At 54.8% G+C, this 22,185-nt stretch carries 21 protein-coding genes and 1 pseudogene; 5 read left to right on the top strand and 17 right to left on the bottom strand.

Annotated features, from left to right (window positions below; all coding sequences use genetic code 11):
- Window positions 1-32 precede the first annotated feature (32 nt).
- From FFS57_RS15780 to FFS57_RS15785, 3 genes and pseudogenes are all read right to left on the bottom strand, one after another.
- Window positions 33-374 (bottom strand): annotated as a pseudogene (locus FFS57_RS15780) (GNAT family N-acetyltransferase); the annotation flags it as partial.
- Window positions 375-396: 22 nt separating this feature from the next.
- Window positions 397-525 (bottom strand): hypothetical protein, encoded by a 129-nt coding sequence (locus tag FFS57_RS26125; RefSeq protein WP_283204916.1) that lies wholly within the window; start codon window positions 523-525, stop codon window positions 397-399.
- Between the two features lie 63 nt (window positions 526-588).
- The gene (locus tag FFS57_RS15785; protein ID WP_137938772.1) at window positions 589-1,734 is read right to left on the bottom strand and encodes a D-alanyl-D-alanine carboxypeptidase family protein; all 1,146 of its coding nucleotides are present in this window, start codon (window positions 1,732-1,734) and stop codon (window positions 589-591) included.
- Here FFS57_RS15785 and FFS57_RS15790 point away from each other — a divergent pair.
- Window positions 1,733-1,921 carry a hypothetical protein gene (locus FFS57_RS15790; RefSeq protein WP_137938773.1) on the top strand — a complete coding sequence of 63 codons (189 nt, stop codon included), beginning with the start codon at window positions 1,733-1,735 and terminating at the stop codon, window positions 1,919-1,921. The two genes, FFS57_RS15785 and FFS57_RS15790, sit on opposite strands and share 2 nt — an antisense overlap.
- An 84-nt stretch (window positions 1,922-2,005) precedes the next feature.
- A complete protein-coding gene (locus tag FFS57_RS15795) occupies window positions 2,006-3,955 on the top strand; it encodes a methyl-accepting chemotaxis protein (protein WP_137938774.1) in 1,950 nt (649 codons plus the stop codon).
- A 197-nt stretch (window positions 3,956-4,152) separates the two neighbouring features.
- Here the strand turns inward: FFS57_RS15795 and FFS57_RS15800 are convergent, their stop codons facing one another.
- A complete protein-coding gene (locus tag FFS57_RS15800) occupies window positions 4,153-4,608 on the bottom strand; it encodes a YMGG-like glycine zipper-containing protein (RefSeq protein WP_137938775.1) in 456 nt (151 codons plus the stop codon).
- A 271-nt stretch (window positions 4,609-4,879) separates the two neighbouring features.
- Here FFS57_RS15800 and trmB point away from each other — a divergent pair, with 271 nt between their 5' ends.
- Window positions 4,880-5,572 carry a tRNA (guanine(46)-N(7))-methyltransferase TrmB gene (gene trmB, locus FFS57_RS15805; protein WP_137938776.1) on the top strand — a complete coding sequence of 231 codons (693 nt, stop codon included), beginning with the start codon at window positions 4,880-4,882 and terminating at the stop codon, window positions 5,570-5,572.
- 18 nt (window positions 5,573-5,590) lie between these two features.
- Here trmB and FFS57_RS15810 read toward each other — a convergent pair whose 3' ends face one another.
- Both FFS57_RS15810 and FFS57_RS15815 read right to left on the bottom strand, forming a co-directional pair.
- The gene (locus tag FFS57_RS15810; protein WP_137938777.1) at window positions 5,591-5,857 is read right to left on the bottom strand and encodes a hypothetical protein; all 267 of its coding nucleotides are present in this window, start codon (window positions 5,855-5,857) and stop codon (window positions 5,591-5,593) included.
- A 15-nt stretch (window positions 5,858-5,872) separates the two neighbouring features.
- Window positions 5,873-6,139, bottom strand: a complete 267-nt coding sequence (locus FFS57_RS15815) for a hypothetical protein (RefSeq protein ID WP_137938778.1) — start codon at window positions 6,137-6,139, stop codon at window positions 5,873-5,875.
- Between the two features lie 378 nt (window positions 6,140-6,517).
- Here FFS57_RS15815 and FFS57_RS15820 point away from each other — a divergent pair, with 378 nt between their 5' ends.
- A complete protein-coding gene (locus FFS57_RS15820) occupies window positions 6,518-8,302 on the top strand; it encodes a sensor domain-containing protein (RefSeq protein ID WP_171013992.1) in 1,785 nt (594 codons plus the stop codon).
- Between the two features lie 29 nt (window positions 8,303-8,331).
- Here FFS57_RS15820 and FFS57_RS15825 read toward each other — a convergent pair whose 3' ends face one another.
- The 11 genes from FFS57_RS15825 to FFS57_RS15875 form a co-directional block, all read right to left on the bottom strand.
- Window positions 8,332-8,904: a hypothetical protein gene (locus FFS57_RS15825; RefSeq protein WP_137938780.1), complete on the bottom strand. Its 573-nt coding sequence runs from the start codon at window positions 8,902-8,904 to the stop codon at window positions 8,332-8,334.
- 63 nt (window positions 8,905-8,967) lie between these two features.
- On the bottom strand, window positions 8,968-10,326 hold the full coding sequence (locus tag FFS57_RS15830) for an MBL fold metallo-hydrolase (RefSeq protein ID WP_137938823.1): 1,359 nt from the start codon (window positions 10,324-10,326) through the stop codon (window positions 8,968-8,970).
- Between the two features lie 40 nt (window positions 10,327-10,366).
- Window positions 10,367-11,179 carry a formate/nitrite transporter family protein gene (locus FFS57_RS15835; RefSeq protein ID WP_137938781.1) on the bottom strand — a complete coding sequence of 271 codons (813 nt, stop codon included), beginning with the start codon at window positions 11,177-11,179 and terminating at the stop codon, window positions 10,367-10,369.
- 3 nt (window positions 11,180-11,182) lie between these two features.
- Window positions 11,183-13,840 carry a formate dehydrogenase subunit alpha gene (gene fdhF, locus FFS57_RS15840; RefSeq protein WP_137938782.1) on the bottom strand — a complete coding sequence of 886 codons (2,658 nt, stop codon included), beginning with the start codon at window positions 13,838-13,840 and terminating at the stop codon, window positions 11,183-11,185.
- Window positions 13,828-15,303 carry a complex I 51 kDa subunit family protein gene (locus FFS57_RS15845; RefSeq protein WP_249384017.1) on the bottom strand — a complete coding sequence of 492 codons (1,476 nt, stop codon included), beginning with the start codon at window positions 15,301-15,303 and terminating at the stop codon, window positions 13,828-13,830. The genes fdhF and FFS57_RS15845 overlap by 13 nt, the downstream gene beginning before the upstream one ends.
- A gap of 223 nt (window positions 15,304-15,526) precedes the next feature.
- Window positions 15,527-15,763, bottom strand: a complete 237-nt coding sequence (locus tag FFS57_RS15850) for a hypothetical protein (RefSeq protein WP_137938784.1) — start codon at window positions 15,761-15,763, stop codon at window positions 15,527-15,529.
- Window positions 15,764-15,905: 142 nt separating this feature from the next.
- Window positions 15,906-16,913: a zinc-dependent alcohol dehydrogenase family protein gene (locus FFS57_RS15855; protein WP_137938785.1), complete on the bottom strand. Its 1,008-nt coding sequence runs from the start codon at window positions 16,911-16,913 to the stop codon at window positions 15,906-15,908.
- Between the two features lie 152 nt (window positions 16,914-17,065).
- A complete protein-coding gene (locus FFS57_RS15860) occupies window positions 17,066-17,854 on the bottom strand; it encodes an acyl-CoA thioesterase (protein ID WP_137938786.1) in 789 nt (262 codons plus the stop codon).
- Between the two features lie 30 nt (window positions 17,855-17,884).
- Window positions 17,885-18,658 carry a sulfite exporter TauE/SafE family protein gene (locus FFS57_RS15865; protein WP_137938787.1) on the bottom strand — a complete coding sequence of 258 codons (774 nt, stop codon included), beginning with the start codon at window positions 18,656-18,658 and terminating at the stop codon, window positions 17,885-17,887.
- A gap of 78 nt (window positions 18,659-18,736) precedes the next feature.
- Complete coding sequence (locus tag FFS57_RS15870) at window positions 18,737-20,149, bottom strand: sensor histidine kinase (RefSeq protein WP_137938788.1); 1,413 nt, start codon at window positions 20,147-20,149, stop codon at window positions 18,737-18,739.
- On the bottom strand, window positions 20,136-20,813 hold the full coding sequence (locus tag FFS57_RS15875; RefSeq protein ID WP_137938789.1) for a response regulator transcription factor: 678 nt from the start codon (window positions 20,811-20,813) through the stop codon (window positions 20,136-20,138). Before FFS57_RS15875 ends, FFS57_RS15870 begins: the two co-directional genes overlap by 14 nt.
- Window positions 20,814-21,061: 248 nt before the next feature.
- On the opposite strand from FFS57_RS15875, the gene tal reads away from it, so the two are divergent.
- Window positions 21,062-22,129 carry a transaldolase gene (gene tal, locus FFS57_RS15880; RefSeq protein WP_137938790.1) on the top strand — a complete coding sequence of 356 codons (1,068 nt, stop codon included), beginning with the start codon at window positions 21,062-21,064 and terminating at the stop codon, window positions 22,127-22,129.
- Window positions 22,130-22,185: the final 56 nt, after the last annotated feature.

Raw genomic sequence — 22,185 nt, forward strand, 5'->3', positions numbered from 1 at the left:
CTATCTTTAAATTGTACCGACATTCAGTAATATCAAGCCATTCTAATATTGCTATCGGCTGGCCTATTCAGCACATCCTCAGCACCCGGTTTGTATTCAAACATGAGACCCCGCCTTGTCTTGGCCAGTTGAAAACCTTGTTGCTGATAAAACAGCTGGGCGGCTGTACGATGCACCCCAGATTTTACGGATATCTGCTTCAAATCTTGTTGCAACACCCAAGCTTTGATGCGTATCACCAGCTCCCGGGCTACACCACGACAGCGCCGTGCCTCATCTACCACCAAGCCAGTGATTTCGGCACGCATTGGCACCTCAAGATAAACATGGCGCTCAACTGCTGCCCAGCCAATTACTTGCTCGTCCACCTCAGCAACCCAAACAGCACGAAACGGGTCATGCTGCCATCACCTGCAAATTGGTTGCCATAACAGCCTGCTCAATCGGATAACCCAATTGTGCTGACAACTCGGCCAGTCTGGGTACATCCGCCAATGCACCATCACGAACGAAACACCATGACATGCCAGGCTCCAAAAAGCGAAACCCGCCCATGCCTTACCGACAGGGGCGGGTCAAATGGCGCGACTACTTGAACATCAGGCGCAAGCTATCCCAGGCCCGGCCCACGAAGCCGGCTTGAGGTACGCTGCTCAATGCCACCACAGGGTATTCACCCAGTGACTTGCCATCAAGCGTCAGCGAAATCTTGCCGACACGTTGACCCGCAGCAACCGGTGCTACCATCGGTTGCTGTGTGGTGATACTGGCCTTGATCCGACTGGCAGCCCCCTTGGGCAACGACAAATACAAATCGCTACGGAAGCCAACTGCAACATTGTCTGACGTACCCTTCCAGACCTGGATCTGTTGTAAAGCCTGATTGGCGCCATATAGTTTCGGCGTATCGTAGAACTGCAAGCCCCAATTCAACAGCTTTGAGGACTCGGTCGCCCGTACGTTCTCGTTGGCTGCACCCAATACCACTGAGATCACCCGGCGGCCCTCACGTTTGGCTGATGCAATCAGGCAAAAACCAGCACTATCGGTATGGCCTGTCTTCATGCCATCTATGTTCGGATCACGCCATAGCAGCAGGTTGCGGTTAGGCTGCTTGATCTTGTTATAGGTGTATTCCTTTTGAGAATAGATTGGATAGAACTCTGGAAAATCACGAATGATTGCACTGGCTAGAATCCCCAGATCACGCGCCGTCGTGTAATGCTCCGGGTGAGGTAGACCGGTGGAATTCATGAAACGCGTATTGGCCATACCCAACCGCTGTGCTTCTTTGTTCATCAACTGAGCAAACACATCTTCGCTGCCGGCAATAGCTTCGGCCAACGCGATGCAGGCATCGTTGCCTGACTGGATGATCATGCCATGAACCAGTTCGTTCACTGTGACAGGAATCTTCGGGTCGATGAACATCACCGAGCCCTCTTTCTTATACGCGGCGTTGGAAACCGGGATGACCTGATCCAGCTTGAGCGTGCCTTGTTTGACTGCCTTGAAGGTCAAATAGGCAGTCATCAACTTGGTCAGGCTGGCCGGTTCGATACGCTTGGCTTCATCTCGTGCTGCCAGCGTCTGCCCACTATAGTAATCAGTCAGCAGATAAGCCTTGGCGGCAATTTCGGGAACCGGTGGAATCAATAGTGTATTCGCACTGGCAACGTGGGCGGCGCCGGCAAGGCAGGCGAACGCCAGGACAACTTTCTGGAATGCGTTCATGGACAACTTGAGTAATGTAAGTGCCGAAGCGGAAAAAGGGAATTATAGCGGAAGCAACCTGCAGACAGTTGTCGGGTTGACGACAGACCTTGGCACGTTACAAACCAAAGCATGTGACCCTAACAAGCAAACATTTGTTCCAGCAACCAAATCATCTAATTGGATTGCTGGAAATGGAATGCTATAACCAGATTGAACCACTTAATCAAAATCATATATAACAACAAGCAGCTCCACCATTGGTAACGCGCCGCCAAATGAGGAGGCCAGCATGCGTTTCATTCAGCAACACCTGAACAAGTTGTCGTTATCCCACACTTTTGTACTGGTCGGGGCCGTCATCCTGCTGGCAATGTCTTACATTTCCACATCTTTATATAAAACCTCACAAACCAATATTGAATTTTCTGCTCTGGAACGGGTTGGCACTCGCTACATTGAACCGATTCCCAGACTATTGACGCAATTTGCGGCCTATCGACACGCTGCTCAGCCCGATCTGGGTAATACCATCAATCAAGGCCTGACGGCCCTTCAGACCCATCAGCAGCAAGCTGGCAAACAGTTGAACACAGATGGTACCTGGCAATCACTCAAGGAAAGCTGGCCGACCAAGGGCCAGTCCGAAGAACCCACTACGCATACGATGGCATTGATGGGTGCGGCTTGTGACAACTCCAATCTCACATTGGACCCGGACATCGACAGCTATTACCTGATGGATAATGTCTGCGCCAGGTTACCCACGATGATCACCTTGCTCGGCGAACAGTACCGACTGGCCAGTATCGCGTTGACTACCAAGCAATTGGACGCAACGGCAAAAACCCGCTTGATCGAGCTGAAACCGCTGCTGCGCAACGCGCAGGATGCCATGCAGACCAACTTCAGCAAGGTATTTGCCTATAACAAGGATCTGGCAACCGTCTTTGGTGATACGACCTCGACGCTTGCACAGCGTCAGAACCAGTTCAGTGAACTGATCCAGGTTTCTGTTCTAGGGGAGCAACTGGATGCGGCACCTGCCAACCTGCAACGTGACTTCGAGCAATTGCAATCGCTAACCCTGCAGCTGACAGAGACAACGCTCAAGCAACTGGATGCCCTATTGCTTACCCGCATCCAACGCCTGCAAACTGACAGGAACATCCACGTTGGCATTGCAGTACTGGCAATTGTTGTCACTCTGGTGCTGTTTGTAGCGATGTATCGATCGCTGATTGCTCAGCTTGGCGGCGAGCCACGCTATGCAGCACAGATCGTAAGTGATATCACAGCCGGACGGCTGGATACGCCCATCGACCTTAGGCCTGATGATCAGTCCAGCTTGCTGGCCAGTATGACCATCATGCAAAAGCGGTTACGCGATTTTGTCGACCAAACCCTGGCAGCTTGCGACCAATTGGCACAGTCGGCCGATCAATTAGCCAGTACTACCCACAGTATTTCTGCGGCGTCGCATACCCAATCGGAAGCAGCCGGCTCGGTAGCCGCAGCCACCGAACAGCTGGTCACCAGTATTGCACACAGTGCGGAATATGCCGATCAGGCCCAAACCTTGAGTAAGGATGCGGTCAATGCCACCGATACAGGCAACGAGGTGATTGGCAATGCGGTTCGCACCATGCATACCATTTCCTCGGTAGTCAACGATGCAAATGCTGCCATTCAACAACTGACCTCGCAATCCGAGGAAATTGGTAAGGTAGTGGCGGTCATCCGCGAAGTGGCCGATCAGACCAACCTGCTGGCCTTGAACGCTTCCATTGAAGCAGCCCGTGCAGGCGAAATGGGTCGGGGCTTCGCGGTCGTGGCCGATGAGGTCCGAAAGCTGGCGGAACGGACAACCGTTGCCACAGCTGAAATCAACCGCATGGTCGGCAATATCCAGCGTGGGACACGAGAAGTATCTGCCAGCATGGAACGAGAAGTCTCCGAGGTCAATCTGGGCGTAGCCCATGCCGGTAAGGCAGGGGATGCCATTGTTTCAATCCGGGATATGTCTGGCCAGTCAGCCCGGGTGATTTGCGAGATTGCAGATGCGCTACGGGAGCAACAGGCCGCAAGTACAGCGGTCGCCAAGCACATTGAGAAAATTGCCAATATGGCCGAAGAGAATTCGACTGCGGTTCAACGCTCAGTCTCAGCCACTAGTGATCTCAATCAATTGGCGCAACGGCTGCGGCAAACTGTCTCGTTTTTCAAGATTCGGCTGCCCTGACAAGAAAAAAGGCCGGCATGAAGCCGGCCACAAATGGGAGGAAGCAACCGGCGCTGAGTCCACGATACACCGACCATTGATCGATATGCCGCAGAGGGAGACAGAGAGAAGCGCCGGGTCCGTTTGGCAATCACATTGCTGCGGACTAGCAATGCTATCAACCCAGGCGGACAAGCCTGTTTACTGAATCAACCCGATCAGTCGTCCCAATCGTGCCGATGATGTTTCCAGTGACCGTGACCATTGCCATGATGATGTCTATGGCGACCATGCCCCCAGTGGCGGTACGGTCTGCCTCGATCATCCACCACCCAGACATGGCGTGGTCGTTCCGGTACCACGACAATGCGCTCGCGAGGTTCCGGATAGTAGTAACGAACAGGGCGATCCACATAGATGATCTCTCGCTCACGCACGACTTCACGTCGTCGTGTTTCGCGTGAACCAATTGCAGCACCCGTTGCGCCACCAATGGCCGCACCTACGATGGCGCCGTGGCGTCCATCGACCCGATCGCCAATGGCTGCGCCCAACGCTCCGCCTACAGTCGCACCAATGACGGCACGTTCGTCGAATCGGTCAGCGTGTGCTTGGGGTGTACCCAGCGCCAAGATCAAGCCCAAGCCGACCAGGCTGAATTTGATGATGTGCATGATGTTCCCCCTTGGCAGGGCTACCCATGAAAGGTAGCGTGACTTGGTGAGTTGACCTTGCTGGCAGACTGTCCGATGACGATCCGCACACAAAGTGCTGCTGTTGAGGCGGAGTATGGCGCCTGCATACTGAACCAAAGCTGAATCGTGTAGCTGGGCACTGCAACGACAGTTGTAACAATACGTAAACATGCATGGATCTTGTCTGGCATGGCTGATTCGAACCTTGCAGAAATCGAATAAAATTGCAGCTTCAATCTGGATCTCCATCATGCAATCCCTATCCCGACCCGTTACCAGCAATCAATCCGGCCCGCATGACAAGCTGGCTGACCTTGTCAACCGACACGTGACTAGTCGTTTTCTCAAACCCATCACTGATTACAATCGCCGAGCATTCGAAGACAGTCTGCAAGGTTGGGACCGTCAGATGCCTTTGATACTGGATGCCGGTTGTGGTGTTGGTTGGTCAACCATTCAGTTGGCGCGCGCCTTTCCGGATCATTGGGTGATCGGTGTGGATCAGTCGGAAGACCGTATCACACGGCAGAAGACAATCATGGGGGAGGTACTACCGGACAATTTTGTTTGCGTTCGAGCCGATCTGGTGGATTTCTGGCGGCTCTGGTTCGATGCACAACTACCGTTGGCAAGGCATTATCTGCTTTACCAGAATCCCTGGCCCAAAGCAGAACATGTGGGCCGGCGCTGGCATGGTCACCCAATATGGCCAACGCTACTAGGTTTGGGTGGCATCCTGGAGTGCCGCAGCAACTGGCGAATTTACGTTGAAGAGCTGGCATTGGCCGTCAACATGTTGACGGGTCGGCAGGCTGCCATTGAGTCATGGCAGCCCACCCAGTTTCTGACTCCGTTCGAGCGGAAGTATCACCTGTCCGGGCAAATGTTATGGCGTTATGTAGTGACGCTAGAGGGACGTCAGGATTTGCACCGCATTGGATGACAATCACGTCAATGTGACTCAGTCCTCTTTGACCAATTGGAATTGCTCACCACCCGCGGCCAGATCCAGCACCATCTCGACGCCTTCTGCATCATCACAGTCGACTACCAGCGATTCGTTACCCTGTGTCGCCGAAATGGGCAGCTGGATGGCAAAACCACTATCCAGAATAATCTGCAACAGCATGCCAGTGGACAATAAACCTGCCGTCACTTTGCCAGTCATGATGACCGATCGACCATCTTCATGTGCCAAGGCATGCGTGCATTGAAAAGACCCGGCCATCGTGTCTATTACACCTCAGTCGAATTGCTTTGCCAGCAGTGCTGCCACCAGATCACCGATTGGCACATTACGTTCCGTGGCCATTGCCTGTAACTTTTTCACCAGATCGCCGGGCAGCTTCACGGCAAAGGGCACCAAGCCGGCTGCCTGATCCAGTCGCCGTTGCTCGCGGCGATCAGGGATGGCTGCAGAATCTGCACCAAAGCGGCTGGGGGCCGTACTCTTGGCCAGCTTGTCATTGATCTTCAAACCACGATTCTTTTCCAGATCAGTACGTTTCATCGCTCAAATACTTTCGTCAACAAAATTGACCGCGATTGTACGCGCTTGTCTGCCAGTTCCAAACTGGAATACTGACCCACCACCCCCGCCAATAACACCCTGAATACATATTGCCTTCAAGGTATGGGCTATGTTTAAACCTAGTCTTCAACCCGCCTCCGTGAAACTTGGAAGACAGCTTGCCATGCGAGCTCAACAATAAAGCAATTCGATCGCACCGTTGGAGCCTTACTGATGTTTGTGCCCAGTATGTTGACCGTTACCATCATCACTTTAAGTGTACTTTTGGCTTATCTTGGCCGAAGGGCATTGGTGAGGCGTCGCACCAATCAATCACTTGACGGTCCAACAAGACTCAGAATCAGTACTGAGGCCAGAATGCAAGCAATCGTCCAGACTGCGGTGGATGCCATCGTGACGATGGACGAACAAGGTTGCATCATGGATTTCAATCCGGGTGCCGAACGGATGTTCGGATACCGTGCGCAGGAGGTAATTGGTCGCGACGTTTCCTGTCTGATGCCAGAACCTGAAACTAGTCATCATCCGGAATATGTCAAGCGGTATTTGCGTGGCGCGCCCCCCGCCATTATTGGAAAAGGGCGAAATGTCACGGCGAAGCGCAGCAATGGGGAATGCTTCCCAGCCCATCTATCAATCGGCGAAGCCTCGCTTGAACATGGTCGCCTGTTCATTGGCATCATGCGGGATATGACGCAGCATTGGCAACTGGAGCAGGAGCTGTTGCAGCACCGGGATCATTTGCAGTCATTGGTAACCGATCGTACTCAAGAGCTGGCCACCGCCAATGCCAACTTGAAAGCTGAAGTAGCGGAGCGTCAGCACAGAGAACAGTTGATACAGAATTACGCGGAACGGATACAGGATCTGTACAACCATGCACCTTGCGGCTATCACTCACTGGCGGCGGATGGCACGATCATCAAGATCAATGATACCGAATTGCAATGGCTGGGTTATTCCCGACTGGAAGTTGAAGGAAGAATGAATTTTCTCGACCTGTTGCAACCTGACTGCGCCACCAATTTCCAGACCAGTTTTTCCCAACTCAAGCAACAAGGCCAAATCACCGATATCGAATTCAACCTGAAATGCAAAGACGGGGCGTCACTACCAGCGCTGGTCCGTGCCAGCAGTGTACGTGACCATGACGGTGAGTTCGTCTATTCCCGGACAACGGTATTCGATATACGCCAACGCAAGCATTTCGAAAACATCCTGTTTGAAGAAAAAGAGCGGCTACAGGTTATTTTGCAAGCAATTACCGATGGCGTCATCTACACCAATGAAGCCCATATCATTCAATTCGTCAATCGGTCGGCAGAAGCCTTAATCGACCTTGCGGCAACCGAAATGGTCAATCAACCATTGCCGGCTATCCTGACATTGTTGGATGACACCACGCAGCAACGGCTGGATGTAATAGCACAGCTTCCAGTCGATCCGACCTGCCAGCCTGCCCGAGCCAAGCCAGCCTTGTTGAAGAAACGCGTTGGACAACTGATCGCCATCGATTTCACAAGCGAACTCACACGTAAGGCCAGCGGTACCTCAGGTGGCATAGTCATCGTGCTGCATGATGCAACGGAAGAGCGGAAACGCACCAAACAGTTGTCCTTTGAAGCCTCGCACGATGCATTGACAGGTTTGCCGAATCGATCCCTGTTCAATCACCTGCTGCGGCACCAGATAGAACACGCGCAGCGCCACCATGAGACCTTCGGCCTGCTGTTCCTGGATCTGGATGGTTTCAAGCCCGTGAACGACACGTTGGGCCATCATGCCGGGGATATCCTGCTATGCATGGTGGCTAGCCGTCTCAGCCAATGTGTTCGAAGTGAAGATGCGGTGGCACGTTACAGCGGCGATGAATTCACCGTGATTCTCAACAGTGATAACGCCCAACAGGATTGCGCATTTGTCGCCGAACGGATACTGAAAGCACTGAATGAGCGGTTCCAGATTGACGACAAGGACACCCATATCAGCGCCAGTATTGGCATCAGCCTGTTTCCAGTCGATGCCATTACCATCGAGACACTGATAGAGATGGCAGATCAAGCAATGTACCGCGCGAAAAAAATGGGGGGCAATCAGTATGTTTTCAGCGCTGCCAACGCGAATTCAAAAGTACTGTCATGACCGGGTTTGTCTATGTAACCAATCTTGCCTCAGCGAACAGATGGTCGGAACGAATCACCCAGTCCTTGCAATGGCCCAAGTGGGTTAGTCTGCTCCTCGTGGCGGCGAATCGTCGGTGTTCCGCCACTGTCCTTGTACACTACCTTCCCATCGACCATAACGATCATGCCGGTGAAGTGCCAACCTTGCACATCGACCTTGCGCTTGAAGCCCAGGAAATCCACCGCGAAATTTCCCACCCGTTTGCGATCTTCACGCAGAAAGTCCACCTTGTAAGCAACACAGCGCTGTTTCGCCATCAGACAATCCCGTACCCCCGCATCCAATTGGCCAGATTCAGATACCCCCAATGGCACAAATCGAGCAATCACATCAGCATAGCCAACCACGGTAATATTGGGCTCGGCTTCCGGGTGCAGACCCATTTGCTTCAGTTCCGCAATCTCGGTGACATAGGGGGTGATGGCTGCGAACTGCTCGGATAGCTGTTCATATGTCTGCCATCTGACCTTCGGGTCGGCCTCCCAAGAGGGCAACATACTGGCGCAACCAGATAACAATCCGCCAAATAATCCAAAGATGGAAATAAGTTTGAGACGCATGCTTGCATCCAAAATAAGGCGTTGACCTGGCATGCCTGAATACCTTGCCCATTGCCGAATGGATCACTGTAATTCAATGGTCTGCAGATAATCAGGCACCAGACAACGCCAATGCTTCTGTTCCTCGATATGGTGTCGTAATGCATCAGCCGCAACAGGCTCGCCATGCGTGATGAATACGGTATTCGGCGGTCGGACAAAACTGCCCAACCAGTCCATGATTTCAGTGTAGTCCGCATGGGCGGACAAGTTGGAAAGCAGTTCAACGTCTGCCTTGATCGAAACATACTCGCCATGAATCTTGACGCTTTCCGCTCCACCCAACATTGCCGCGCCACGTGTGCCTGCTGCCTGAAAACCACAAAACAGGATGGTATTACGATGATCAGGTGCGAACGATTTGATGTGATGCACGACACGCCCCCCAGTCGCCATACCACTACCCGCCAGAATCACCATGGGCCCGCTCTGCGCCGTCAGTTGTTTGGATTCGTCCACGTTGGTGACCACACGTGCCGTCTTGCACATCGCTTCACATTGCCCCCGCGTCAGTCGATGCTCACCTGGATGTTGCTGAAAGATACGTGTCGCCTCTGCAGCCATCGGGCTATCCAAATAGACTGGAAGGTAGGGAATAGTCTGGCTGATCCTGAGTTGGTGGAGATAGTAAAGAATGGCCTGTGCGCGCCCTACTGAAAATACCGGGATGATCACTGCGCCGCCGCGTGCGGCCGTACGGCGGATAACCTCCGCCAGCTTGATAGTCGGGTCGGCGGGATCGTGCCGACGATCACCATAGGTGGACTCCAATACCAGATAATCGGCTTGGTCGACACGACGTGGCGCAATCATGACCTGGTCACGCATTCGTCCCAGATCTCCCGAAAACAGCAATATCTTGCCAGCATGAGACAATCGCACCATGGATGCGCCCAATATATGGCCCGCCGGTATCAACCGGAATGTCAAATCCTCACCTAGTTCGATATCCTGATCATAGGCATGCGACACCAGCATCGACAGTGCCTGTTCAGCATCCTCCCGGGTATACAAGGGCAGCGCTGGTTCGTGTTTGGAGAAATGATGCCGATTGGCATACTCCGCTTCGGCTTCCTGTAAATGTGCCGCATCGCGCAACAGGATTCCACACAGGTCGCGTGTGGCATGGCTGCAATGTACCTTGCCAGTGAATCCCTGTTTGACCAACAGCGGTAAGTAGCCACTATGGTCGATGTGGGCATGAGTCAGCACCACTGAATCAATACTGGCCGCATCAACTGGCAGTGGCGCCCAATTGCGCAAACGCAGGTATTTCAGGCCCTGAAATAAACCACAATCTACCAGTACGCGCTGTGTCTCAGTCCTCACCAAATACTTGGAGCCGGTGACCGTACCGGTGGCCCCGAGGAAAGTCAGCTGCATCATGAGGATGGGCTCCTTTGGACAAAGGCAGTATCAACCATCAGCCACGCCGATAGATCAGATGATAGACCAAGGCCACCAGCACGCTGCCACCCACGAGATTGCCGGCGATAACGGGTCCGAGATTAGCAAACAGGCCACCCCAACTGAGCGCATCAAGGTAGGGTATACCGGGTGGCATCGCAGCTTTCAAAAACATCGCCTGCGGGATCAGGTACATGTTGGCAACGCTGTGTTCGAACCCTGCTGCCACAAATGCCGAAACGGGAAACACTACCGCCACCAGCTTGTCGATCACACTCCGACCGGCCATTGCCATCCACACGGCCATGCATACCAGCACATTGCACAGCAAGCCTTTCCAGAACAATATCACAGCAGGAGTACTACACTTGGCAATGGCCAACTGGACCACTTGCTCACCCACTGCACCACCGTTCAAGTTGGGATAGCCAGACAACCCGACCAACATTGCCAGCCCCACCGCACCGACAAAATTCGCGAGACACACCACCAGCCAGTTGCGCACCAGCTCCCATGTGGTAATACGCCGATCTGCCCATGCCATCGCCAGCAGATTGTTACCGGTAAACAATTCAGCACCGGCTACCACCACCAACAGCAAACCCAACGAGAACACCACGCCACCCAGAAGGCGGCTGCTGGCAAACCCCAAAGACTGGTCGCTGATCACCAGTACAAAATACATGGCACCCAACCCGATGAACGCCCCGGCCAATACACCCAACAACGCCATCTGCAATAGTGGCAGCCTGGCTTTAGTAACACCGACATTCTCGATGCGCTCAGCGATTTCCCGTGGTGAAAAGACATCAAACCCGTAAATTGCCACCGTTTATTCCTGCCGTTCAACACGTACCGCCGTCACCTTATATTCCGGCGCATTGACCATACGATCACGATAACCCGACGTCAGCCGGTTGACGAACAAATCTGGCCGGTGGAAAGTCGCATACAATTCGCCGGCTTTCACTTTGTCAGTAATGTGCAAGGGCAGCATGACCTCACCGTAGCGGCTGCGAACTATCACCTGCTCACCATCCGACAGGTTCAAACCTTCCGCATCGGCCGGGGACATATCCAACGTATCTGCAGGGCGGAGATTCCTGTTGGGCGTACGATAGGTCATCGTACCCGCGTTGAAGTGATACAGCGTCCGCCCGGTCATCAATAGCAGCGGATACTCGGCATCGCACTGTTCCAGCGTCGGGAGAAAAGGAACGCAGGCCAGACTAGCCCGCACACCTGAAGCAAATCGATCGCGATGTAACACCGGCGTACCTGGATGATCCTCACTGGGGCAAGGCCAGTTGATGCTTTCCCGATCCAGGCGCTGGTAACTCAAGCCAGCTCCGGCTGGCCACACAGTACGAACTTCATCCCAGATTGCAGCTGGGCTGCCGAATGTAAAACCCTGTGGATGCCCCATCCGCGCAGCCAACTGCTGAATGATCCACCAGTCGGGTTGTGCTTCGCCAACTGGCTTGATCGCCCGCCGGACCCGTTGCACCCGCCGATCCGAATTCATGAACGTGCCGTCCTTTTCAAACACACTAGCTGCCGGCAGAAAAACCGAACCAAATGTCTTTGCCGTTTCATTCAGAAACAGATCCTGCACGATGACCAGTTCCAGCTGCTGTAATGCTGTTGCTGTCCGATTGGCATTTGCCAAAGACAGATAGACATCGTACCCAAACGCCCACAGCGCCTTGAAACTGCCTGTCGACGCAGCATCCATCATCGCCAGCAGATCCAATCCGCGCGAAGTTGGTATCGATTCGCCCCAAACGGCCTCAAAACGCGCCCGAGCCTCACTGATGCTTTGTGCACCAGTCAGCGTGGCAGGCTCACAACCCATCTGTGCGGCGCCTTGCACATTATTTTGCCCACGCAAGGGATTGATGCCACAGCCTGCCTTGCCCAGATTACCTGTCAGCAGAGCCAGGTTGATCAATGTCATGACCCCTTCTGTACCTTGTGTGTGTTCCGTCATCCCCAAACCATGGAAGCACATGGCTGGCTTGGTGGTGGCATACAATCGTGCGGCGGCCCGAATCGTTGCGGCGGGCACGCCACAGCCATCTGTCACGCGCTCCGGAGCAAAGTCGCGGACAAATACGGCAAACGTGTCGAATTCATCAACCCGCTGTGAGATGAAGTCAGCATCGATCAACCCTTCTTCGATGATGACCGCTGCCATGGCATTGAACAGCGCAATATTCTGGCCAGGGCGAATCGGCAGATGCAGATCGGCATACGCTGCCAGCTCGATACGCCTTGGATCGACCACGATCAGACGTGCCCCCTTCAGCACCGCCTGCTTGATACGGGCGCCAATCACCGGGTGATTCTCGGTCGGGTTGCAACCGCAGATCAGAAACGCGCCCGCCTGCTCGATATCATCGAAAGCATTGGTCGCCGCACCTGTGCCCAGCATGGTTTTCAGTGCCTTGGCGGATGGCAGATGGCAAACACGCGCACAGCAGTCGACATTGTTGGTGCGCAATACCAGCCGGGCGAATTTCTGTGCCAGGTAGTTTTCTTCATTGGTTGCCCGGGCCGAGCCCAGTACGCCTACCGCGTCAGCGCCATATTGCGCAATAACGGCTTTGAGTCTCGCCGCGGTGAAATCAAGCGCCTCGTCCCAGCTGACTTGCCGCCAGCACTCCCCATCGCGAATCATCGGCGTGGTGATGCGGTCCGGGGCATGCACAAAATCAAACGCATATCGCCCTTTGACACACAGATGCCCACGATTGACCGGGCTGTCTGCCGGGCGCACGGCCACGACTTTGTCGTCCCGGCTGCCAACTTGCATCTGGCACCCCACGCCACAATAGACACAGGTGCTACGCGTCCACTTCGTTGCAGTTTCGGTAGTGCGTTTATCGAATAGCGCACCGGTCGGGCAACTGTCCACACAGGCACCGCACGCCACACAGCCACCTTCTTGCAAATCATGGCCATGGGCAGGTGCCACATAACGGTGTTCACCACGCTGCCAGACTGCCCACACAAACTGCCCCTGCACCTCCTCACAGATACGCACACAACGGTCGCAGTGAATGCATCGATCCATCGCTACCCCCAGGTAAGGGTGGTGCTCATCCTGAAAGCAGGGTGACATCGACTGACTACCAGGCGTCAGCCCATAGGCCGCCAGCAATTGATGGAACGGATGATTCGGCTCACTGGTCAACGCCGCAGCTGGATAATGTTCGGCCAATAACGCAAGATTGGTGCGCCGTAAGGCAGCCAGCGCCGGGGTATCTGTCCGGATCACCATACCTTCGACGGCCAGGACTGTACAGCTGGCAACGGGACGAGATTCTCCTGCCACTTCAACCAGACACAGTCTGCAACCGCCAAACGGCTTGAGTCGGTCATCATGGCAAAGGTGCGGTACCTCATTGCCAGTACTACGAAGGGCCTGTAGCAGGCTAGTGCCTTCCGGCAGTGTGTGTGATTGGCCGTTGATACTTATTTGAAGCATGTCGCCAACTCCTCCGGGTAGTGGCGCTCGATGGCGTGTGCAAATTCAGCCAAACCACGACCATGCCCGCACAGGCTGCTGGCAGCCAATGCGGAGATCAGATCCTGCCACCGCTGACGATGTATGCGTTCCCCTCGTATCACGGCCGAAAACAACCGGGCCAGCGCTGGGCTCCCCAGTCGACAGGGCGTACATTTGCCACAGGACTCCAACGCTCCAAAACGAAACACCTCGGCAACCAACTCTGCCATCGAGGTATCGTCAGCAAACGCAATCACACCACCATGGCCAACGGCACAGCCGATGGCCTGCAGCGCTTCATAGTCCAGCGGAGTATCCAGTAAGGTCGGCGGCACCAATCCCGCCAAGGGCCCACCGACCATCACTCCTTTCAGTTGCCCACGCCGCAACCCACCGCCAAGATCGTCGACAATCTGTCGCAATGTGATACCGAATTCCACCTCGTACAAACCAGGTCGGTGAAACAGCGAGTTGAGCGACAACAGTTTGCTGCCACGGCTCTTCGCAGTACCCATGGCAGCGTAAGCGTCGGGGCCATGGGTGATGATCCAGGGCACCGCACACAACGTTTCCACGTTGTTGACCAAGGTCGGCATCCCATGCAGGCCGTGTTCAGTCAATTGGGGAGGGCGCAGGCGAATGTCCGGCCGTTTGCCTTCAATGGCATTCAGCATGGCCGTTTCTTCACCACAGATATAGCTACCGTGCCCGACCACCAAGTCAAGATGGAAGCGATGTACTGATCCCAGTACATGATCCCCCAGCCATCCTGCTTGTGTGGCTTGCGCCAGGGCATGGTGCAGAATGGCCCTGGCCTCAGGGTATTCCTTGCGCAGGTAGATGTAGCCCTGTTGTGCCCCGACCGTGATGCCAGCAATCACCATGGCTTCAATCAGCCGGAACGGATCGTCCTCCAGCAACAGGCGATCACTGAAGGCACCTGGATCACCTTCGTCAGCATTGGCAACAATACACTTGCAGTGCCCCTTCGCACGTGCCACGGCAAGCCATTTACGCGCAGTCGGGAAACCTGCTCCACCTCGTCCTCGCAACCCTGAAGCCGCCAGCAGATCCAACAACACGGCCGCGGGTGTAGCCAGTGCCTGCTGCAATGCTTGTTCACCACCACGTTGCAAATAACCCATCAGGTCTCGGCATGCACCTGTCGCAAGGTTACCCACAAGAACAGCATGCCGAGCGTGTTGCCCGATGTGGACTGGCGCATCGTCACCACACGCTGCCGGCCCACGATAACACTGCCCAAGGCAGAACAAAGGCGGGGTACTGCCATGTGCCTGCTGCCAACGCACCGGCGCATCATGCCTGGCTGCAAAACAGGCTAAGCCTTGGCAGGCGCGCCCAGCTAATGAATCATGGGCAAGATGGTAGAAACTGGTAATCGATTGGTGTGGTCGCACCGCCTCCACAACATTCTCCTTCACCAATCTGCAGTGGTCGAAACCAACCCCGGGCCTAAGAATCTGTTCAAGGTCTTATTGCGCGACTACGATCAGGGCGCATGTGCTGCTCAACATCCTCATGTATCACACCTATACACCGGTTTTTGCGCTGTGCTTCACCCCACTGGTGGCCGCTCATCACAGACCTTGAACAGGTTCTAAGGCACAGGCTGTGCAGCCACGCTACACGTAACGCCGACAACAATCAGGGGGCAGTACCTTCGATTTCGGGTGTTTCGACCTCAGTGGTACGGAACCAGGCATACTTGCCGTCGCCTTCTGCCAACCGCCGATAAAACACGCCGTCGACGGTGACCTTGTCACCGTTGCGGCCCTCCGTGCCCAACCCGCGTTGTAGTGCTTCTTCCTTGCTGATGCGTACTGCGGTGTAAACACCGTCGCGTCTGGTATAGGTGAAATTGACGATCTTGATCCTGCTCACGGCGCTCTCCTCGTTCTGCCCTGCTCAACTCGCTGTATAGGGCAAACGGCAAGCTTTTTTCGATATGCGATGTCCGGTGATCAAATCGGCAGCGAAATTGTCGATTGCCCATTTCTTTCACCATAGCAAACACCTCATGGGGTCACCGTAAAGACTGCGCGTCACCTGCGATATTCAGTACAGCCGCACCACTGATGTCGCCGCTGCGAAGACGGCGCAAGGCTTCATTGGCCTGCTCCAATGGAAAAGCCTGTACAACAGTGTGGACAGGGACCTGCGGCGCCAAGGCCAGAAACGCTTCCCCATCCTGGCGGGTAAGATTGGCCACCGAAACGATACGGCGCTCGCCCCACAGGATGTGATAAGGGAAAGCGGGAATGTCGCTCATGTGGATACCAGCGCAAACCACCGTGCCACCTTTGCAAATAGCCTGTAATGCAGCGGGCACCAAGGCTCCAACCGGGGCGAAGATCAATGCGGCGTCCAGTAGCTCCGGTGGCGATTGATCTGCACTACCCACCCAGCTGGCCCCCAGCTGCAAGGCAAGCTGCTGGGCTGCCCAATCGTCACGCCGAGTAAAGGCAAATACCTGTCGTCCCTGGTATCGGGCGACTTGCGCCACAATGTGGGCAGCAGCCCCAAAGCCGTAAATACCCAACTTACGTGCCTCGCCTGCCATCGCCAACGCCCGGTAACCGATCAACCCGGCGCACAGCAGGGGCGCGGCCTCCAGATCGGTATAGCGATCCGGCAGTGCAAAGCAGTAACGCGCATCTGCGACGGTATAGTCTGCATAGCCACCATCGATCTGATAACCCGTGAAACGTGGCGTATCACACAGATTCTCATGACCAGACAGACAATAACGGCAATGGCCACAAGTGAATCCCAGCCAAGGTACGCCCACACGTTGCCCAATCGTAAAACCTTCTACTGACTCACCGATCGCCTGCACAACACCCACCACCTCATGCCCAGGCACCACATTGGGCTTAGGGTCAGGCAACTCGCCATCAATCACGTGAAGGTCGGTACGACAGATGCCACAGGCTCGAACTTGAATAAGCAATTGCCCGGCCGCGATGGTCGGAATGGATTCGCGACTCAACCGTAAAGTACAACTTGCAGCATCCAGACGCATGGCACGCATGACATTCCCCTGTCACCACAGCGATCTGTCGACACCATTGGAAACATACTTCAGAAAAGGGTTTCGACACGCTCACTGTCGACACAATCATCGTTTCACCATAGTCGACAAGCCCTTCGAACGGCCAGTATCGTTTTTGGTGGATGCGTGGCTTACAGGAAAATGGACACCGTCTGACGACTGAGCGCCACCGGTTGACCACTGGGTGACCACAATCGAGCCTGCGTATGGGCATAGCCCTCGGCTAGAAAGTCGGTACGATCATGAAACTGCCACCAGCCGTCAGCTGGCACCATCATGGGTAAATCGCACAACAGCTCGACAGTCCAGGTCAGGGAACTGAAGGGGGCAGGTTTGGGAAAAAGGGGCAATGCGGCAACTGGCCACGCATCCAGTAACGCCAAGATGTGTGAGGCCCCGAAGGTATCGCCGCATTCTCGCAACCGCTGCCAACCACCAATCTGCCCGATGCCTTGCCCTGCAAACGGGGCTTCATCCGTTGCCCAACGAAACTGTAAATGTTGAACAAAGTCAGGCATGACGCCAGGAACAAACGGCATATCCGACAACGCGTCCACCGCTTTCATTGCCGGTGGTATTTCGGCGGTTTTGCTCAATAAGGATTCACGTTTTGCACCAAGGCTGACCAACAAGGTGGCGATCACGTCACCCTTCTGTTCAAGCCAAGCCTGCGCTTGCGTGACGTATTTGCCGGAGCGATACAATTGGGTACGTACAGTCACTGTCCCCGGTTCGGCAGGGCCAATGAAGGAAACCGTCAATGATCGCGGAGAACGGTCCGCAGGGACTTGCTTGAACAAGACCTCCAGCATCAACGCTGCGGCAATGCCGCCATAGACCGTCCGCCCCTGCATCCAGTCATCCGGCAGCGCATACTGATCGCCACACCGCACCTGCTGTAGAAAATCTTCAAACGTCATGGTGGTCCCTTTGAACGGTTGTATCTGTGGTTACCGCAACATATCGTAGGCAAATTTGGCGATCAATACCCAGCACAGCACCAGAAACAACTTACGGACAAACTGGGTACCACCTTTCATCGCCACATGCGCGCCCAACTGCGCCCCCAGAATATTAGCAATGGCCATTGGGATTGCGGCTGCATACAACACATTGCCGGTTGGAATGAAGTACGCGAGTGCTGCCAGATTGGTCGCCCCGTTGACCACTTTGGTCGTCGCTGCTGCACGCAGAAAATCAAAGCCGAAGAATCGTACAAAGGCAAAGGTGAGAAAGCTACCGGTACCAGGGCCGAAAAAGCCGTCGTAAAAACCAATCACCGTACCCGTCAATATTGCCAACCAACGCTCTGCGCGGCCACTACGCAAGGGGGCATGCACATCACCCAGGTTTTTCTTCTTCATGGTGTACAGCGCAATCAGCACCAGCAACACCAACACCATCGGCTTTACATACTGCACAGGCAGCCACGCCACCAACCGGGCGCCGATGAATGACGCCACCAACGCAGCCAATGCAGCCGGCAACGCAACCGGCCAATGGATGCGTACCGTACGGGCATAGCGAAAAGCCGCAGTGGCAGTACCAAAAATCGACGACAACTTGTTGGTGCCGAAAATGGTGGCAGGGGTGTGATTGGGCAATGCACTGAACAAGGCAGGCGTCTGGATCAACCCACCACCACCGACAGCCGCATCTACCAGACCCGCCACGAAAGACATCGACACCAGAAACAACAAAGAAAACAAGGTCAGCTCAGCCATCAGTGCAAAACCACATCAACAGAGAAGGCAAAACCATACCCCATCCGCACGTCATTGCGCCATCACGGATATCCGGAATCAACGATGATCAAGCTGGAAGCGAATACTGACCAACAACCCATGCGGTTGCGCGTCGCGCAAGGTGACGTCTGCTGCGTGGCGATTGGCAATTTCACGCACAATGGCCAGCCCCAGGCCACAGCCTTCGCTCTGCTGACTGACACGGTAGAAACGGTCGAATACCTTTTCCTTGTCGCTATCGGGAATGCCAGGGCCATTGTCTTCAACCTCCAGCGTGGTGCTATCGGCACCGGCCAGTACCCGCAGGGTAATGGTGCAGCCTTTGCCCGCATAGCGAATGGCGTTATCGATCAGGTTGGTCAGCATTTCACGCAATAGCGTGGAATTACCGGAAATAATCTGTGACGGTACATCGGCATAGCATTCCAGTTCCAGGCCACGATTCAACACGCGCGGGGCGATATCCGCCGCCAGGTCACGTACCAGCCGTGCCAAGTCCAACGGCTCACGTGGCATGGCATTTTGCTGGTCTGGTTCGGCTCGCGCCAGGGTCAACAACTGGTTGACCATATGCACAGTCCGGGAAGCACTGGTATGCACATGCTGCAAACGTTGCTTCAACGCTTGCGGATCGGTTTCGTTCAAGGCCAGCTCGGTTTGCGATTTAAGGCCCGCCATCGGTGTACGCAACTGGTGTGCCGCATCGGCAATGAAACGGCGCTGATAACTGATGTTATGCGTCACCGCCGCCATCAACGTGTTCAACGCACTCGCCAACGAACGCACCTCGGCCGGTGCGCTGGTGATTTCGATCGGTGCCAGATCCAGCACCGTGCGGTTTTCAACCAGGCGCCGTAAACGCCGCAATGGTGACAAGCCATGACTGACACCACCCCATACCAATAGACTGGTCAACAGCATCAGCACAGACAGTGGCAATACCGTGTCTACCAGAATATCGTGTGCCATGCGCTCGCGCAGGGCGACTCCTTTGGCTACCTGTACCAGCAGGATCTGTGGTGCTTCGGGCGTACCGATTGATAGAAACAAGGCCGCCAGACGGATTTTGTGGCCGTTCAATACGCCATCATAGAAGTAGGGATGGTTGTACTGTGGATCTTTGAGGTGGGTGGGTTGCGGCAATTTGTCATTGCCCAACACAAACTTACCAGGCGGTGTACTGACCATGTAATAGACACGATCATCCGGCTCTTCTTCCAGAATCTGCTGTGCTGCGCGCGGAAAATCGATGTACAGCCCGTCCCCCAGCGGCTTGACCTGCCGTGCCAAGGCCCGGGTGGATTGAAATAAACCCTGATCGATGGCGATATTGGCATAGCGCAACGCCACGGTATACGCCACATAAATTGCCGCCGACCACAGCACGATCTGGGGCACTAGTAACCACAACAACAGTTGCCTGCGCAATGACAAGCCCTGGGCAGGTTTGACTGCCTCAGCTTTCGCCATGTTCGACTTCCAGCAGGTAGCCCAAGCCACGCACAGTGCGGATACCAACCTTGTATGGTTCCAGCTTCTTGCGCAGCCGATGCACATATACTTCGACCGCATTGGCCCCCACTTCGGTATTGCCAGAGCCAAATTCACTGGCGATCTGCTCTTTGGTCACCACCCGGTCGCGTTGCGAAATCAACACGTCCAGCACCGCCAGTTCACGTGCAGACAGGTCCAGCGGCACATTGTCGCACCAAGCCCGCTGGGCGGTGCGGTCCAGCTTCAGTGGCCCCAACTGCTGGGCAGACGGGGGCAACAGATGACTGCGCCGCAAAATGGCACGCAAGCGTGCTTCCAGCTCGATAAACTCAAACGGTTTGGTCAAATAGTCGTCAGCACCCGCATCCAGCCCTGCAACGCGATTGTCCAGGCCATCCAGTGCGGTCAGCAACAGAATCGGAACCGTGGGTTTGAGCATACGGACTCGCCGCAAAACCGTCAGACCATCTACATTGGGTAACCCAATATCAAGGATAGCAGCCGCGTAATCCCGGTTGATCAGCAACCGTTCCGCTTCCGCACCATCGGCACAATGCTCGACTTCGAAGCCTTTGCGGGATAGGCCAGCTTTTAAGGCATCGGCCAGAATTTCATCATCTTCTGCTAGAAATAGACGCATGGTGTATTTACCGTGAGAACAACCCCGACTGAGCCGAAGTTGAATTGAATGCTTACACGAATCTTTCTAACCTAAAGGTAAGCCGCTGACAAGCATAGTTTACCCGTGTAGACCGCCACCCGCTTGTTTTCCCCGATTGGCGAACTGCCGTCAGCAGTATGATTATGATAGTGTGTTGACTAGATGACCTGGCCATTGCAAATCCGCCGGGTAAACAAAACCGTTTCAATGTTGAAGGAATCAGTGTGATGAATCGCGTGCGTGCCATTCGCGAATTCGGCCAGCAAGTCTGGCTGGATGACCTCTCCCGCGGACTGATCGAGTCCGGTGAGTTGCAACAGTTGATCGACCAGGATGGGCTGGCCGGTGTGACGTCCAATCCGGCCATTTTTCGCCAGGCCATATTGAAAGATCCGCGCTACATCGACGCAAAGGCAGCACTGCCCACCATGCTGACCGACCCGGAAGCCCGCTTCGAAGCACTGGCCTTGCCTGACATCCAGGCCGCTTGCGATGCTTTCCTGCCGCTGTATCAGGCCAGCAAAGGGGATATGGGTTATGTCAGTTTCGAAGTATCGCCGTCACTGGCCCATGATGCAGAAGGCACCGTTGCTGCAGCAAAACGCTTGTGGCAAACCATCAACCGCCCGAACGTGATGATCAAGATTCCCGCCACACAAGCGGGTTGCAAGGCCATCACCGCCACCTTGGCAGCGGGTATCAACGTCAACGTCACCTTGATGTTTTCCGCAGAACACGTCGAACAGGTGTTCAATGCCTATGTAGCCGGCCTGGAAGCCCGTGTGGCGGCAGGGCATCCCGTTGATCACCTGCGCTCGGTCGCCAGCGTGTTCATCAGTCGGGTCGACACCAAAATCGATCCCCAATTGCCAGAAAGTGCTGCTGCACTGCGCGGTAAATTGGCCGTTGCTTCAGCACAAGCAGCCTACCAAACCTGGCATCAGCGTTTTGATGTCAAGGGCGCATTCAAAGCCCTGCACGACAAAGGTGCTCGGCCGCAATCGCTGCTGTGGGCCAGTACCGGTACCAAAAACCCCGCCTATAGCGATGTGCTGTATGTCCAAACCCTGATTGGGCCCGACACAGTCAACACCGTACCAGGTGCAACCCTGGCGGCCTTCCGCGATCATGGTCAGGCGGCACGTACGCTGGATGCCAACCCAGAAGCGGCACAGCAGTTGATCACTGAAGCCGCCAAACTGGGCATTGATTTGAACGCTGTCGGCCGCGTGCTGCAAGAAGAGGGCCTGAAGCTGTTCGAACAGGCATTTGCCGAACTGCTGGCAGCTGTTTAACCTGGATATTTCGCAAATTCGCGAGGTGATGGCACTTGCGTCAATTTATGAAATAT

It is taken from the genome of Chitinivorax sp. B, from assembly GCF_005503445.1.
In the GTDB taxonomy this organism is placed as follows: Bacteria; Pseudomonadota; Gammaproteobacteria; order Burkholderiales; family SCOH01; genus Chitinivorax.